Source organism: Salinibacter sp., from assembly GCF_036626415.1.
Classification (GTDB): Bacteria; Bacteroidota; Rhodothermia; order Rhodothermales; family Salinibacteraceae; genus Salinibacter.
In genome coordinates this window covers 1-13,807 of sequence record NZ_JAZKRW010000087.1, presented here as the reverse complement: position 1 = coordinate 13,807, position 13,807 = coordinate 1, and the positions used below count along the sequence as shown (strand labels likewise).

Below are 13,807 nucleotides of genomic sequence, written 5' to 3'. Positions count from 1 at the left end.
ACGGCAGGTCCCGCCCCCCGAGAAAGTAATCTTCGGTGGACTCCTGGGCCCCGCCGGCCCAGACCCCAAAGCCCGCGACGCCGAGCAGGTACACCGTGAGGACAACAAAATCAAGCGTCGTGAGCATGGCGGAGCGACGAATCCGTAAGCAGTGTAGGCGCAGCGGGCGAAGGGCCGCGTTATTCCTCCAGTCGGCGCGCGCGACGCACCGCCCCCACGACCGGCTCTTCTCGGACCACCTCTACGGACCAGTCCGGCACCCGGTCGGCAAGCGCGCGACGGAGCACCGCTGCGTAGTGCTCATTCTGGAGCATGCCCCCGAGCAGCGCAATTCGGGGGGCCACGTCCTCGGCCTCACGGAGCAGCCACTCGACTTGCCGCAGCAGGTCGTCAACCTGGGAGGTGAGAATATCCATTGCCACCGGGTCCCCGTCTGCCGCGGCCTCAACCACGAGCGGGGCCACATCCTGGAGGGGCAGGTCTTCCTGGTACACCTTGTGGTGGAGGGCGGACCGTTCATCGACGCCGTACGCCTCGGCCATCCGCGCCCGGAGAACCGTGCCGTCGCCCCCGTCGAAGGCCGCCGCGACGGCCCGCAGCCCGGCCCGGCCCACGGCGTGCCCGCTGCCCGGGTCGCCCAGCAGGTGCCCCCATCCCCCGACCCGGTGGGTCGTCTCTGCCCGCGTCCGGGCGAGCACGACCGACCCGGTGCCCGCGATGATGACGAGCCCGCTCTCCGAGCCGAAGGCCGCATCCAGGGCAATGCAGGCATCGTGTACCACCTCTACGGCGACCGCCCCCGCCTCGTCCACGAGCTCCTGGCGAAGCCGATCGGCAAGGACGCGCTGTTCGTCGGGGCGGCCCGCCCCGGCCACCCCGGCACACACCGCCAGGCGACCGATGGGCCGTCGGGCCTGCAGGGCCTCCTTCACCAGGGCGGACAGAACCTGCGCGGAGTGGTCCATCCCCACTCGGCTCGGATTCGCGGCGGGCCCGCGCCGACTGATCCGCTCCGACGGCCCCTCCCACTCGGCAGCCAACTGTGTCTTCGACCCCCCAGCATCGAGGCCAACAGCGACGTGGTATGCGGACACGGAGTCAATTCCAGTGTTGAGAAGAAACTGCGGGACGATTGCGAGCCCTCATTCCTCCGGTTTAGGCCCAGGCAAGAGTGGTTGGGGCGGCCCCTCAATCGCGCGGTGGACGATGTCTGCCGCCCGCGGGCGCACTTGGGTGATCTGCTCGGCGGTGTCGTCCGGGTAGACGCGGTTCGTGAGCAGGACGACGAAGAGATCCTCCGCCGGGTCGACCCAGAAGGAGGTGCCCGTGTAGCCGGTGTGCCCGAAGCTCGCCGCCGAAAATGCGTCCCCCGCCGAGGAGTAGCCCTCTGGGCTTTTCGTATCCCACCCGAGTGCCCGGGTGCTGCCCGGCACGTCGGTCTGTGCCGTGAACGTCGCAATCGTCTCCGGCGCCAGGAACTGGCGGCCGTCGATCCGCCCCTCGTGGGTCAACATGTACCCGAAGCGGGCCAGGTCCTCGACCGTCGAGAAGAGCCCCGCGTTTCCCGACACCCCGCCCATGTCGCGCGCCATCGGGTCGTGTACGCTTCCTTGGCGCCGCGTGCCCGACGTGTCGGTCGTGGGGGCCGCCCATTCGCGGGTGACGTCGGCGTCGTAGAAGCCCGTCTGATCCATTCCGAGTGGCTCAAAGATGTGGGCCTGGCAGAACGCATCGAACGGCTGGCCGCTGACCGTTTCCACGATGCGCATGAGCGCGATCGCGTTGAGCCCGCTGTACGTGGATTGGGTGCCGGGCGTGTACGTGAGCGGCTGGGCCATGAGGGTGTCCAGGAGGGCGTCCCGCGTCGGGCCGCGCTCGTCGGGATCCAGGTACGGCTTCAGGCCCGACGTGTGGGCGAGCAGCTGGCGCACGGTCACGGCCTCCTTGCCGTTCTGGGCGAAGTCGGGGAGGTACCGGGCCACCGCGGCGTCCAGCGCAAGGGAGTCGGCCTCGTAGAGCTTCATGACGGCGGTGGTGGTGGCCACCACCTTCGTGAGCGAGGCAAGGTCGTACTGCGTGCCGGTCTGCACCGGCGTGGTCTCGTCGTAGGTGTGGTAGCCGAAGGCATCGAGCTCCGCGAGGGCCGGCCCACGGCCCACGGCCACGGCGCCCCCCGGAAAAGCCCCGTCGAGCATGGCCGACCGGAGCAGCGTGTCGAGGCGGGCGAGCCGCGCGCCGTCTAGGCCCACCGATTCGGGGAGGCCCTCCCGGGGCGCCACGGGAGCGAGGGACTGGCCCTCCCCCTTCTCGGCCACACCCGGAATGGTGACGGGCAGGCGCCCCGGCGTGCCGGCCCCACCCCCCAGCGCCTGCGCCGCGGCCCGCTGCGAGGCGTCGCCGGAGCCGTAGGCGGCCAGAATGGCGTCCGGGGCGGGCGCCAGGTCGGTCGGGGCGTAGGGATTGCCGAAGGCCACGAAGGCGACCGGTGTATCTGCATCCGCCAGGTCCTCGAGAAAGTCGTGGTGCCTGTCGCTCAGTCCGATCGACCCGCTCCAGGCCTGGACGCGGAGAAAGGAGGGCACGATTACGATGTCGTGATCCGACGCGTCCGCGAGATGGTCCTTTACGTCCGTCGAGTCGGAGCGCGGGTCGAGGCGGCGTGTGTCGAGTGATCCGATCGCGGGCTGGTCGCGGAGTTGATCGATGAACGTATCGCCCGTTCCGGGGTACTCGCTGTCGCTGAGCGTGACGACGAGGGCGTCGTGCTGCTCCGGCGGCGTGAGGGGGAGCAGCGAGTCTGCGTTCGCGAGCAGCGTGAGCGACTCGCGGGCCACCGTGCGGGACAAGACCTCGTGGGACCGCCGTGCTACCTGGTGTCGGGTGGTGTCGAGCGACACCTGGCGAGCCTCGTGAAGACCGAGGTCCTGTTTTGTGGCGAGGAGCCGCCGGACCGAATCGTTGATCTCGGTCGTGTCGATGCGCCCGCCGGTGACGGCCCGCCGGACCGCCTGGTGCGCCGCGTGCGGGTTCGTGGACATGAGCACGAGGTCCGCCCCGGCCTCCAGCACGCGCACCGCCGTCTCCCCGACGCCAAACGTGCGGGTGACGGCCTGCATGTTGAGGGCGTCGGTCACCACGAGGCCGTCGTAGCCGAGCTCGTCCCGCAACAGATCGTGGGTCAGGGGACGGGACAGGGTGGCCGGCACGCTGTCCGCCGCAATCTCGGGCAGGGCGAGGTGCCCGGTCATGACGCTCTGTACCCCGGCGTCGAAGGTTTGTCGGAACGGCGACAGCTCAAGGGAGTCGAGGCGGCCCCGGTCGAACCGGAGGATGGGCAGATTGATGTGCGAGTCGACCTCCGTGTCGCCGTGGCCGGGAAAGTGCTTCACCGTGGCGAGGGTGCCCCCCCGCTGCGCCCCCCGCGTGAACGCCGACGCCATCGTGCCCACAAGGGACGGCGACTCGCCGAAGGAGCGGACGTTGATGATCGGGTTCTTGGGATTGTTGTTGACGTCCGCCACCGGCGCATAAAGCTGGTGCACGCCGAGCGCGCGGGCCTCCTGGGCCGTCACGTAGCCGACCCGGTAGGCGTGCGAGGCGTCCCGCGTGGCCCCGATCGCCATGGCCGGGGGGAACGAGGTGGCCTCGTCAATGCGCATGCCCACCCCCCACTCCGTGTCCTGCGCCACGAGGAGGGGCCGCTTGGCCTTCGCCTGCAGGTCGTTGGCCATCGCGATCTGGGTCATGGGCGTGCCGGGGCCGAAGATGAGCCCGCCGGCCCCAAACTCCTCGACGAGCGTAGCGGTCTCGCGGTACGAGGGGGTGTCCGCATTCTGAAATGTCCCGTCGATCCGCACGACGAAGAGCTGCGCAATTTTCTCGTCGAGCGTCATGGCCCGGAGCTGTTGCTCGGCCCAGGCCGCCCCGGTGCCGTCCGCTGTATCAGGGGCCCCGGCGCCCGAGCCGGGGAGCCCTGCCGTGAGGGGGGCGGCCCTGCCCCCGCCGAACACGAAAGAACCCACGAGCACCGTCACCGTGAGGCCGGCGGCGAGAAGGGAGTGGCGAAGCGAAACCGTCATGATGAGGCACAATCGTCTGAAAGCACGAACAACCGTCTACACGTCGTCCCCCGCCCCGTCGTCCATCCCGATGAGGGAGACCTCGTCCCGCTGCAGGTCCCCCCACAGGTACGCCGCCGCCGCCAGCGCCACCGCGATGCAGGCAGCGCCCCAGAGGGTCCATCCCAGGATGAGATAGCCGGTGCCGAAGAGGGTGCTGTATACGAGCACGACCCCCACGAGCCAGTCCAGCGCCAGCCGCCCGAGCCCGGAGTCCGCCTCCACGTCCGGGTGTCGCTCGGCCACCGGCGTCCAACCGGGCCCACCGGGGTGCACCGTTCGGTAGAACGCATCGAGCGTCTCCGTGTCGGTCGGGCGCGTACAGAAGGTGGCCGCGAGCCAGACGACCGTCGTAAACCCGACCACCGAGTAGAGGTTCAGGGGAAACTCGGCCTGCAGGCCCGGCACCTGAACGCCGAACGCATTGAGCACCAGGGCCACCACGGTTAGCGCGATCGGGGCCAGGGTGGCCGCCATCTCGCTCCACGCGTTGACGCGCCACCAGTACCAGCGCAGGATGAGGACGAGCCCCAGGCCGGCGGAGGCGGACAGCAGCAGGCCCCACGCCTCAGCGATAGTGTTGAGGAAGAGCGTGACGACGAGACTCAGCAGGGCCACCACGAACGTGAGAATCCGCGAGACGAGCACGTAGTGGGCCTCGTTCGCGTCGGGCCGCACGAAGCGCCCCCAGAAGTCGTTGACGAGGTACGAGACGCCCCAGTTCAGCTGCGTAGAGACCGTGCTCATGAACGCCGCCAGGAAGGACGCAAAGAGAAGCCCGAGCAGGCCGGGGGGCAGCACGTCCTTCATCACCAGCACAAACCCGGCGCGGGGCTCATCGAGGTCCGGGTAGAGCACCAGCGCGGCCAGCGCCACGATGATCCACGGCCAGGGGCGCAGGCAGAAGTGCGCGATCGTGTACCAGAGGGTCGCGAACAGGGCATTCGGCTCGTCCTTGGCGCTCATCATGCGCTGCGCGATGTAGCCGCCGCCGCCCGGCTCGGCCCCTGGATACCAGCTCGCCCACCACTGCACCCCCGCGTACGCCGCGAACGCGAGGGCCGAGAGCGAAAAGGTGGCCGCCCCCTCCGCCGCGCCCCCAACCGTGGGCAGCAGGTTGAACGTCTCGTTGGGAAGCTGCTCGCGGAGGCCCTCTACCCCGCCGATCTCCGGCATGTCGAGCACCAGCACCGCCAGCAGAATGGTCCCGCCCATGGCGATGACAAACTGGAACAGGTCCGTCACCATCACGCCCCACAGCCCCGACAGCAGGGCGTAGACGGCCACAACCAGAATGAGGCCGCCGGTCACCACGAGCGCGGCGCTCATCTCCCGCCCCAGTACCGAAAAGGCCGCCTGCCCGAACAGGGTGAGGTCCGGGAAGAGCCGGTCGATCACCGTCTCCATCGCCAGTGACACCCACCCGATAATGAGGATGTTGAGCAGGAGGCCGAAGAAAAGTGCCTTGAGGCCGCGCAGCCACGCGGCCACCTCACCGCTGTAGCGAAATTCCACGAACTCCACGTCCGTCATCACACCGCTGCGGCGCCAGAGGCGGGCAAAGAAGAAGACGGTGAGCATGCCGCCAATGGCGGCGTTCCACCAGAGCCAGTTGCCCGCAATGCCATTTTGGGCCACGATCTCCGTCACCAGGAGCGGCGTGTCGACGGCGAACGTGGTGGCCACCATGCTCGTCCCGGCCACCCACCACGGCATCGACCGCCCAGAGAGGAAGAACTCCGAGGTGTCCTCGCCGGCCCGCCGGTAAAAGTAGAGCGCAATTCCGAACGAGAGGAGCAGGTAGCCGGCGACGAAGAGCCAGTCGAGGCGAGTCACGAACGCGGGCGATCGATCAGCGAAACGCGTTTTCACAGGATAGGGGGAGCACCGCCGCTTCGCAACGACACGTCGGCGTCCCGGGTCACGGGTGCGTACCAACACGGGCCCGACGCACGGCGAGCCCCCCGCTCAGGCTCGCCCCGAGCAGCGCGAGGCCCGCCAGCGCCCCAAACAGCAGGGGTGGCCCCGCGATCTGCAGAAGCCCTCCGGCCCCCGCCGCCCCTGCCGCCCCGACCCCAAAGATGGCGAGGTAGGTGTAGCCGTAGGAGAGCCCCCGAGCCTCGGGCGGCGTGTACTCGGCCACTGTCGCCTGGTAGAGCGGCTGCACGAGAAAGAGGAAAAAGCCCAGGACCGCACTCACGGCAAGCAGGGCCGCGGTGCCGACCCCCGCCACCGGCAGAAAAACGACCGCCACGGCGGCCAGCACCGCCAAGGCTCCGGCCAGCGCCCACTCCGTGCGGGCGTGATCCGACAGACGTCCCCCTACGTACTGTCCCGCGATGCCCACGGCGAGGAGGCCGGCGTAGACGTACCGGCCCGCCGCCACGTCGATCGGCAGGTCGACCGTCACCAGCGGCGTAAGCAGGTCCGGCAGGAAGGTGAGCATGCCGCGGTAGTAGAGGCCCGACAGGGCCACGAGGACAAAAACGCCCGCAAAGCCCGAGGCAAAGAGCGCCTTCGACCGTGTCCAGAGCGCCGCCCTGTCGTCGGGACGGGGGCTTGGCTCTCCGTGTCCGGCGTCCGGTGCGTCGTGCACGCCGACCGCCGCCCGCTCGTCGAACGACGTGCGCCACGCCCCCACCGCCGCAAGGAGGGCCGGCAGGCCGAGCAGGACGGCCACCGTCGGCCAGTCGAACGCGAGCAGGAGGAGGGCCGTGGCGAGCGGCCCACCCGCGATGCCGACATTGCCCGCAATGCCGTGGTAGGCCAGGGCCCGGCCCCGTTGCTGCACCCCCGTACTAATGAGTGCCAGCCCGGCCGGGTGGTAGACGCTGGCCGCCGCCCCCCACGCCAGCAGTGCCGCCCCGAGGCCCCACAGTCCCGGCAGCAGTCCCAGCAGCACGAATGCGCCCCCCATCCCCACGAAACAGCCCGCAATGAGGCGTCGCGAGCCGAACCGATCCACGAGGACTCCCCCCGGCAACGCCCCGGCCCCAAACAGGAAGTACCCCGCCCCCACCACCGCACCGAGCGCAGCCTCCGAGACGCCCAACTCCCCGAGCCAGGCCGTCATGAAGATTGGGATGGAGAGCTCGTAGGTGTGCACCAGCCCGTGGCCCGTCATCACGAGCGCGACGATGGACCGGTCGTTGGGATTCATCGATCTCGGTGGGGCGTAGAGTCATCGAATGGCTCAGTCGACCTCCTACGAGGGCGCTCGTTTCCGGGCTCATGTTGCGTACTTTCGTATCGCGTGTCCCAGGAGTCTTTTACGCAACACGCACTACGCAACACGCACTATTTCAACTCCCGAAGCACCGGCATCTCTTCCAGATCCGTCTCCGAGAGTGCGTCCCAGTCGATGCCGGGAGGCGGTGCCGGAGGATCCGTAACCTCGATCGTCTCCTCGGGCGTCACGATCTGGGAGAGCGGCAGGTCGTGCGCATCCGTCGGAAGTGACTCGACGACCTGTAGCGCGTGCACGGTCGTGGCCACCGGGACGGGATCGTGTCCCCGTTCTCGGAGGATCGCGTACTCAAGGTCGCTGTACCCCTCTCCCTTTCCACACCGATGTCCCACTCGGGTCACCGCGACCGACCCGGTCACGATTGCGTCGAGGGGGCGCAGGTCATCGAGGGCCACGGGCTCGGCCCACCGGTCCATGTTCGAGAGACTGGCAGCCGACGAGAGCTCGTCGTCGGGAATTTTTCCGGGATCGAGCCGCTGGAACCCGCCGCGTAGACGAGGGGTGGGCACAACCACCTCACACCCTCGATGCAACGCCTCGATGCGGACGTGGCGCTGCGGCGCGTCGGGATTTACTTTGATGCGGCGAGCTTCGTCCAACGGGGACTGCTCGAACAATCGCTCGGCCGCGGCGGGGGCGCCGTCGAAGTTAGGGATGCGGCCGTGGGGCGGAAACGGAAAGCGCGCCACGCCGCGCTCGTCCAGCGCATCCCACACGGCCTGTCGCGCCGCCGACTTGGTGTCGAATCGCGCGTCCATGACCCCTCCGGGCTCGTCACGAGGAAAAGCAGGAATTCCGACGTGGACCGTACGCTCCGGCGCACGGGGCGTTCACGGCCCACCCTACTGCCCTTAAAAGAAAGAACAAGACCCCGTGAAGAGAGCCACATTCGCCGCGCCCGTGCGTCCAAGCCTTTGCGCATCTCCGCCACCAGCCCCAGTGTCTCTGCTATGCTACACCGTGTGCTCAGTCTTCTGATTGCCGGGGGAATTGTCCTCTTCGCCCCCACAGTCGCCGCGCAGTCGTCCAACATCGAAACCGTCGAGGGCTCGAGTCCCGGGGAGAAGATGACCCTCACCATCACCCCCCACGTCCTGAACGACGACGTATCGGCCCGGGCCGTTGGGATCGAACGTCCAACGGGAACTCGCTGGGCGCTCACGCTCATCGGCATCGCCCGGACGGACTCGATCCGGCTCACGCTCGGGGATGAGCCCCTTCCCATCGAGGACATCAGCCGCCCCGGCGAAGAGGAGGTGGGCCCCACTCGGGTGTACCTGTCGCGAAAGACCTTCCTCACGGCGGCCGAGCAGGACGGGATGCGCCTCCACGTGGGCGACGCCACGCTGTCCCTCTCGGCCCAGATGCGCACAGAGATGCAGCAGATCTTCGAGGACGTGGTCTGACCCTACCTGACTGCGTGCCCGAGCATCCTGCAGGATCGTCTACGGGGCAGGGCGCACCACCACGCCCGTATGCCCCGGCACCTCTAAGAGCAGGGCCGTGCCGTCCTGCTGGAGCCGCACCGACGCCCCCTCGGGCACTGTCCGAAGCACCTCGTACGGCTGCCGAAGAGAGTCGGGCAGGGGCACGCGGGCACTGTGCGCTTCCGCGCTCCGGTTCAGGGTCACGACCAACGTGTCCTGCGAATGGGTGCGGGCGTAGGTGAGCATATCGCGCTCGTCATCGGCCTGCACCACGCCAAAGGACCCGCGGCGCAGGGCGTCGTGCTCGCGACGCAGCGAGATGAGGTTCTGGTAGGTCCCGAATAGGGCGTCGTTGAAGCGCACCGGGTCGGCCGGGCGGTCGTGCCCGAACGGGTGATCGTCCTCCACATCGTAGCTCTTGTCGGGCCACACCATCGGCTTCCGGTCATCGGGGTCGTCGGCGCCCCACATGCCGGCCTCGTCCCCGTGGTACATCATCGGCGCGCCGACGTACGTCATTTGAAAGAGCGCCACGAGCCGTTGGAGGCGGCGCTCCGGAGCGGTCGGGGCGCGGACCTTGTAGTCCGGGTTCTGCCGCAGGTCGGTCACCGCGCCGTTGTCGTAGTCAAACCGCTCCGGCTGCGCGTAGCCCGTGTCGGTGCGGTTCACGACCATCGTGGCGAGACGGGGCGTATCGTGCGAGCCGACCAGATTTTGCAGTGCGTTCCGCACCCGCGGCGGATGGGCCGATCGGCGCTCCCGCAGCAGCTCGGCAAAGCGGGACGGCTCGATGGCGTGGTCGACGAGGAAGCCCTTCACGGGAAAGGCGAAGCCGTGGTAGTTCATCGTGGCCGAGAAGCCCGCGTCTTCGAGATACCCGGACGCCTCCTCCCACACCTCCGACACGGTGTAGGCGTCCGGGTTCAGATCGCGGACGTGCGCGTTCCAGTCTCGCCAGAACCCGACCGGCACCTCCTCGGCCACGTCGAGCCGCCAGCCGTCCACGCCGTCGGACGGGTCGCCGTCGCCGTTCGGGTCCATCCACCGCTCGGTGGCGTCCAGGATGTACTGCCTGGGCCCGGACTGCAGGGTGGTCCCGGCCTCGTTGTTGGCGAACTCGGGGAGCGACTTCACGCCCCACCAGCCCGTGTAGTCGAACTCGTTGGTGTCGGGCGTGGCGGGGTCGTCGAAGGCGTTGACCGCGTACCAGTCGGCGTAGCGAGAATCGGACTGGTTCTCGGCCAGGTCCTGGAAGGCAAAGAAGTCGCGTCCGGTGTGGTTGAACACCCCGTCGATAACCACCCGCATGTCGCGGGCGTGGGCCTTCCGCACGAGAGCAAAGAAGAGGGAATCGGCCGCGGTGACGTGCCAGGTGGAGGGGTCGGTGGGATTCTCTTGGGCCATGCGTTCGCGATCCCCCGCCGGATCCGGGCCAAAGTTGGGATCGATGTGGTGGTAGCTCGACCCGTCGTACTTGTGGAGGGAGCGGGCCGAGAAGACCGGGTTGACGTAGAGCGCCGTGACGCCGAGGGAGTCGAGGTAGGGCAGGCGGTCGAGGACGCCCTGCAGGTCGCCCCCGTAGCGCCGGTCGTAGACGCCGTCGTAAAAGCCGCCCGTCTCTCGTTCCCACTCGGCCTGCTCGTACCAGTCGCGCGTCCAGCGGGTGGGGCGCCAGGCAGCAGGGACGTCCGCAACCGGGCGTTGCAGCGTCTGTCGGGTGGGGTCGTTCGACGGGTCGCCGTTCCGGAAGCGCTCGGGAAAGATTTGGTACCAGACGGCGTCCTGGGCCCAGGCGGGGGTGCGTTCGGCGGGCGTGGGGGGCGCCACTGACTCCTCCGGACTGGACTGGCACCCGACGGCCCCGAGCCCAAGGCCCACCAGCAGTATCCCCAGCACAACCGAACGCGTGTAGTCCTGAAGACGAACGGGACGGGGGCTCATGACGTGGGCTGCGGATCCTGAATCGCAAGCGCACGGTCGTCGGGTCCCTCTACGGCCGGCTGGGGAGCAGGGACGACGGCCGCGGGCACGATGAACGCACTGCTGGGCCGGTTCGGCGGCTCCGGAAATTTCTCGTCGTCGCCGCTGTCCCCGTTTCCGCCCATCGACCCACACGCGGGCAGTGTGCAGACGGCCCCGAGCAGAAGAACGGCAACGAGGAATCGACGAAGGTCGGAGTGGGGCATGGGAATCACCACGGTGGGAAACGAAGTGTAGAGGAAGAGAACGCCTACCGGACAAGGGTTGCTTTCTGGGATCGGGTCGTTCCACCGGCTTGGAGGCGAACAATGTAGAGTCCACTGGCAGCGGTTGTGCCCCCGCTGTTGCGCCCGTTCCAGGTGGCCCGGTGCAGGCCCGACTCTCGCCGTCCATCCACGAGCGTCTGGACGCGCCGTCCGAGCAGATCGTAGACCTCAATCCGCACGTCGTCGGCCTCCGGCAAGGTGTACTCGATCGTGGTCTGCTCCCGAAACGGATTGGGATAGTTGGGGCGCAGGACGAGCGACTCCGGCTGAATCTCGGACTGCTCCGCCTCGACGAACGCCTCGGAGCCGCTGAGGAGGGCCCACTTACGCTCCCCCTCGGAGGGAGACAGCTCCACGGAGGTCGTGCGGCGCAGGTTATGAGACGCTCCCGTCTGCCGGTTGACGAGGCGCACGGCCTCCCCGGCCGCCTGCATGTTCTCGACGGACAGTTGGACGGGCGTGTCCGGGGCCGCCCGCAACGACACCTCGTGAACCGTGCCCTCGTCGCCGCTCGGCGCCTGAAGGGAGCGCGTGAGCGACCGGGCCCGGCGCGAGGCGTCTTCGTCCTCGGTCCGCACACGCAGGCTCAGGGATTCGAACTGACTCGGCGGGGCAATCACGTCCTCCGCCCCCACGCCGTCCTTGGCACTCGGCGACGTCCCCACCCGAACGGTCGATTCGGCCCCTTCCGGGCCCCGGGCTGTTAGGGCAAGCAGGGTCTCCGTCTGGACCGAGGCTGTTGTGTTTTCTTGTTCCTGGGTGCCGGTCTCGTACGGAATTTTCAGCCGGGCTCGGCCCTCCTGGTTGTGGAAGTAGAAGGCCTCCCCCTCCCGCGCCGAGGCAAAGGTGTCGGTCTGGCGAAAGCTTCCGTCGAAGCGCCAGAGGGGCTGGAGGGAGCCGTCGTTGGCATTTTCGACGCGGCTCCACGGCACGTCGATGCCAAGCGGATTGGCGATGATGTTCCACCCCTGCCGGAGCGAAACGACCGCCACCTGCCGACCAGCGTCTTCGCTGAGGGACACGGGCTCAAACTCGTCTTCGACGCCCCAGTCCGACTCGCTGATGGCCCAGAAGCCCCGTCCGGGGGCGAAGTCAAAGGTCGACGAGCCGTCAAATTTCTGCAGGTAGTCCTCGTCGGAGCCGTCGTCCCAGTAGACCTGCCAGGCCTCCCCCGCCTCTCCGTCGAGGGTGCTCCCCACCCCCCGGCTCACCTGTCCGGGAAGGGCGACGAGGCGGTAGTCGCTCTTGGCACTGCCTTCGCCAAACGACCGCGATGCCGACACCGGGACGGTGGACGGCCGCAGGAGCACACGCGCCGCCGCCGAGGCCGCGCTCCGCATGCCATCGTTGTCGCGCGCCACAACACGGTAGTACTTCGCCGTCCCCTGGCTGATCGTCGAGTCGGTGTAGCTCGTCGTCTCGGGGCCGACGGTCGCGATGCGGGCCCCGGTCGTATCGAAGGCAGCGGCGGTGCCCCGGTACACCTGATACCCGGTCACGTCGCTCGCCGTGCTTGCGGCCCACGAAAGGTCGGCGGTTCCCGCGTCCAGGTCGCCCGCGGCCTCCAGGCTCGTGGGGGCAGACGGAGGGGGCGCTACGGCGTCGTAGGCCACCAGGCCGGCCTCCGGCGTGTCGACCGGCGCGCTGGTATAGATGTGAAACTCGCCCGGCGCCATCGGAATCGCAGTGTTGCGCTCTTTCTCTTCGATCTGGACGGCCTCGCCGGTAAAGAAATCGTGCCAGGTACCGGCAGACGGGAAGTCGGCCGACACGTCGCGCGGTTCCACCCCAAAGTTGCCTACGACCACCGCGTCCATCGAGGCGTGCTGAAGCTCAATCCGACGCCCTCGTGTCTCGGCTCCCACCCGCAGACGTACGTTCGTCTCGGGCGAGGTAAACACGTCGTGTTCTTGACGCAGGTTGATGAGGGCACTCCACGTCTTGTAGAGGGCCACCCGGTTCGGACTCTGGTCGGGGTTCCGATAATCCCACCGGATGGGCTTCGGGGCCGTTCGACCCGGGGCGGCACTCGGACACTCGTCCCCGGCCCCCTCCAGGCACTGTTCCCCTCCGTCGCCATAGCCGTAGCCGAGCTCTCCAAACTGCCACAGCATGCGCGGTCCTGGCACAGTAAAGAAGAAGCTTCCTACCAGCTTCTGGCGCTCCAGACCCGTTTCCAGCTCAGTAATGTCGTAGCCGTCCCCGCTCGAATTTCCGTTCGCCCGGTTCCGGTACATGAGCCACTGCTCGTCGTGGCTCTCCATGTAGGTAATGTAGTTCGGGACGCTGAGGCCGCGGTTTTCGTAAAACGTGTTGGCTAGGCCCGAACCTTCCGTGTAGCCCTGCGCCGCCTGGCTGTACGGCTCGTTCATGTTGTTCCAGAGCATCATACCCGGTTGGCCTTGGTCTACCTTGTAAGAGGCCAGTTCCTGCTCTTCGTCCGGCGCGGCGAAGTGCTCAAGAATGATGTAGGCGTTCTCATCCACCGACCAGATCTCGTCGGCCATGCGCTTGAGGAGGTCGATGCGTTCCTGATCCGGTCCGGCCCAGGCCCCCACGTCCTCGTATCCCTGGTCGTTGGGGCCCTGCGTAAACCCTTTCGAGAGGTCGAACCGAAAGCCGTCAACGTTGAATTCGGTCAGCCAGTACTCGTTGGCCCGGTCCAGCCAGTCCTGCGTTCGGGGACTCTCGTGGTTCAGGTCGTTGAAGACGTTGAAGGGATGCTTGGCCTCCGGATTGGCCCACGGGTTCTCGGGAGTGGGCGGGCCG

At 68.1% G+C, this 13,807-nt stretch carries 9 protein-coding genes; 1 reads left to right on the top strand and 8 read right to left on the bottom strand.

From position 1 onward, the window contains the following. Positions 1-179: 179 nt before the first annotated feature. The 5 genes from V5A20_RS10065 to V5A20_RS10045 form a co-directional block, all read right to left on the bottom strand. Complete coding sequence (locus V5A20_RS10065; protein WP_332316675.1) at positions 180-1,094, bottom strand: N-acetylglucosamine kinase; 915 nt, start codon at positions 1,092-1,094, stop codon at positions 180-182. A 48-nt stretch (positions 1,095-1,142) separates the two neighbouring features. Next, on the bottom strand, positions 1,143-4,079 hold the full coding sequence (locus V5A20_RS10060) for a glycoside hydrolase family 3 N-terminal domain-containing protein (RefSeq protein ID WP_332327253.1): 2,937 nt from the start codon (positions 4,077-4,079) through the stop codon (positions 1,143-1,145). Positions 4,080-4,115: 36 nt separating this feature from the next. Further along, a complete protein-coding gene (locus V5A20_RS10055) occupies positions 4,116-5,954 on the bottom strand; it encodes a sodium:solute symporter family protein (protein ID WP_332316677.1) in 1,839 nt (612 codons plus the stop codon). A gap of 85 nt (positions 5,955-6,039) precedes the next feature. Further along, positions 6,040-7,278 (bottom strand): MFS transporter, encoded by a 1,239-nt coding sequence (locus V5A20_RS10050; RefSeq protein ID WP_332316678.1) that lies wholly within the window; start codon positions 7,276-7,278, stop codon positions 6,040-6,042. Between the two features lie 137 nt (positions 7,279-7,415). Continuing rightward, entirely contained in the window at positions 7,416-8,123 is a 708-nt protein-coding gene (locus V5A20_RS10045) for a 5-formyltetrahydrofolate cyclo-ligase (RefSeq protein WP_332327252.1), read from the bottom strand. A gap of 192 nt (positions 8,124-8,315) precedes the next feature. On the opposite strand from V5A20_RS10045, the gene V5A20_RS10040 reads away from it, so the two are divergent. After that, the gene (locus V5A20_RS10040) at positions 8,316-8,771 is read left to right on the top strand and encodes a hypothetical protein (protein ID WP_332316647.1); all 456 of its coding nucleotides are present in this window, start codon (positions 8,316-8,318) and stop codon (positions 8,769-8,771) included. 39 nt (positions 8,772-8,810) lie between these two features. Here the strand turns inward: V5A20_RS10040 and V5A20_RS10035 are convergent, their stop codons facing one another. The 3 genes from V5A20_RS10035 to V5A20_RS10025 all read right to left on the bottom strand — a co-directional run. Continuing rightward, positions 8,811-10,733: a glycoside hydrolase family 13 protein gene (locus V5A20_RS10035; RefSeq protein WP_332327251.1), complete on the bottom strand. Its 1,923-nt coding sequence runs from the start codon at positions 10,731-10,733 to the stop codon at positions 8,811-8,813. Next, positions 10,730-10,978, bottom strand: coding sequence for a hypothetical protein (locus tag V5A20_RS10030; RefSeq protein WP_332316649.1), 249 nt, complete (start codon positions 10,976-10,978; stop codon positions 10,730-10,732). Before V5A20_RS10030 ends, V5A20_RS10035 begins: the two co-directional genes overlap by 4 nt. A gap of 44 nt (positions 10,979-11,022) precedes the next feature. Then, positions 11,023-13,807: T9SS type A sorting domain-containing protein (locus tag V5A20_RS10025; protein ID WP_332327250.1), on the bottom strand; the 2,785-nt coding region annotated here is incomplete at its 5' end.

Bases quoted from the DNA above. Each gene is read 5' to 3' on its own strand.
- V5A20_RS10045 (WP_332327252.1), bottom strand. From the start codon at position 8,123: ATGGACGCGCGATTCGACACCAAGTCGGCGGCGCGACAGGCCGTGTGG.
- V5A20_RS10040 (WP_332316647.1), top strand. From the start codon at position 8,316: ATGCTACACCGTGTGCTCAGTCTTCTGATTGCCGGGGGAATTGTCCTC.
- V5A20_RS10060 (WP_332327253.1), bottom strand. From the start codon at position 4,079: ATGACGGTTTCGCTTCGCCACTCCCTTCTCGCCGCCGGCCTCACGGTG.
- V5A20_RS10035 (WP_332327251.1), bottom strand. From the start codon at position 10,733: ATGAGCCCCCGTCCCGTTCGTCTTCAGGACTACACGCGTTCGGTTGTG.
- V5A20_RS10050 (WP_332316678.1), bottom strand. From the start codon at position 7,278: ATGAATCCCAACGACCGGTCCATCGTCGCGCTCGTGATGACGGGCCAC.
- V5A20_RS10030 (WP_332316649.1), bottom strand. From the start codon at position 10,978: ATGCCCCACTCCGACCTTCGTCGATTCCTCGTTGCCGTTCTTCTGCTC.